Consider the following 1,855-nt stretch of genomic DNA (forward strand, 5'->3'; position numbering starts at 1 on the left):
TGCGTCGAAGCTCGTCGACGCCACCGGCGCCACCGGCTGTTGCGTCATCGCCGACAACACCCGGTGCGTGCTGCCCTGGAAGTCCGTCAGCAGGGTCAGGCGCTTGAGCTGATAGGCCCCGCGACTCACGTCCTGGACGACCAGCACGTTGCCGGCGGTGCGCCGGACCTCCCTCAGCGCGCCCGCGCCGTTGTTGGCCGTGGCGAGGTAGCGGATCTCCGCGCCGCCCACGTAGTGCACCACCGTGCTCGCGCTCTGCGCGAGCGCGCCGTCGTAGTCCAGGCGCCGGACGCGCTCGCGGTTCGGGGCCGCAAGCACCCCGACCGCCCTAAACAACATCGATCAAAAATCACGGTCCGAATAAGCACTTACTTGAAACGCAGTAATATACGTCGCCAGAATCCCCGGGCTTCGGAATTCCTATTGCCAAAACACCGCGATTAGTTGAATACCAGAAAGAGAATATTGGCTTGGCCCTAGGATCATCCAGAGAAGCTAAATCGCTGGGCTCTTTCTCATGCTCGTCAATGTAATCAAGAACGACAATAATATCCACTTTCTCTTTAATCACCCTTGAGTCCACGCCTGACTTTATTTTGATGTATTTCCTATTTTTAAAACTCCAAGAATTTAAGGAATTGTAGCCGTCCGGTATTGCAACCGGAATAATTTCGCTTCCGAGATACCTTGTATGCTTCGTATTGGAGATCGGCAGCCCAGCCTCAAGATAATGATTTACCCTTACACTTCTTAGCTCACTGTCGATTTCCGCACTAGAGCAATCGACTAGAGGAACTCCACGGCTTTGATCTGCGCAATTTTGATAAAGATACGATCCGCCTATTGCTTGACCAGAGATCAGCATTAGCGAGACCAACATTAAATTGCCATAGCTCTTGGAGATCATTTGCCGCACTCCCGGTAGCAATATAGCGCGCCAGAATCTATTCCGCCGGGGTACTGTTGAATAAAATTTCCGGCGAAATTATGCGCCCCGAACTCATTGCCCCAAATGCCAGTTACATGTCCAAATTCATGCGCGGCTAAGAATAACCCTAGCGTCGGTCCAGATTTTAGATACTGATAGTTGTAGCTCTTTGTAATATAGTCGCCTGGCTTTGTGTATTTGCTGAATCCAGCCGTGAACCTTATTAAACTCCCACCGGTGCGTGGATCTCCACCAGCAAACCCTGCTGTCGTTGGAGAGGTGGGATCCTCATAGCCAGGAACATAATTAAAGCTCGTATTGTTGAACTTCTCGATATAACCGGAATTTCCCGACGCCTTCACGGTCTCTCCTAGCATGGCAATAGAAGCATTGATGGAATCTACATCGGAATTCTGTGAGTTCGACAGTGGCCCCACGTATGGATTCAAGCTGAGGTCCGTCACCTCGACTTTCTTATCTAATACCGCACGACTCGATGGATGCCCGAGTTGATTGAACGCAAACCCAAACGCCGCCGTCACCGCCCCATTGGCAAACTTCCCACCCGCGAGCCTCGACGCCGTCCCTCCAATGACCGCTGCCGTGATCGCCTGCGCCGGCACTGAGCGGATATGACCCAGCGCCGGCGACATCGCCTCGCTGAACCCCGCGCTTGCGAATCCGTGCCCGAACCGGCCGCCCTGCATCTCGGCCATCACACCACCGGCCACGCCGTGGCTCAAGGTCTTGGCGGCGTACCCCGAATAGCTCAAGCCGCTGCCGAACGCGTTCTCCCATTCGCCCGCCTGCGCCCATCCGGCACTCTGGAAGTAGCTGCCGATGCCGAAGAACACGCCCGCGCTCACCGCACCGGCCACCGCTCCACGCATTGAGCCTGTCTGTATCGCCCCCGCTGCAAAGCCCCCC

General features: G+C 55.4%; 3 protein-coding genes. All 3 read right to left on the reverse strand.

The window, feature by feature from the left end; genetic code table 11:
* A partial coding sequence (locus tag ACFO6Q_RS16570; RefSeq protein ID WP_380022225.1) for a hypothetical protein occupies positions 1 to 318 on the reverse strand: 318 nt, incomplete at its 3' end.
* A gap of 31 nt (positions 319 to 349) precedes the next feature.
* The gene (locus tag ACFO6Q_RS16575) at positions 350 to 907 is read right to left on the reverse strand and encodes a hypothetical protein (protein WP_380022226.1); all 558 of its coding nucleotides are present in this window, start codon (positions 905 to 907) and stop codon (positions 350 to 352) included.
* Positions 904 to 1,855: hypothetical protein (locus tag ACFO6Q_RS16580; RefSeq protein WP_380022227.1), on the reverse strand; the 952-nt coding region annotated here is incomplete at its 5' end. The genes ACFO6Q_RS16575 and ACFO6Q_RS16580, both read right to left, overlap by 4 nt.

The sequence above is a fragment of the Dokdonella ginsengisoli genome (genome assembly GCF_042652785.1).
GTDB classification, from domain to species: Bacteria; Pseudomonadota; Gammaproteobacteria; order Xanthomonadales; family Rhodanobacteraceae; genus Dokdonella_A; species Dokdonella_A ginsengisoli.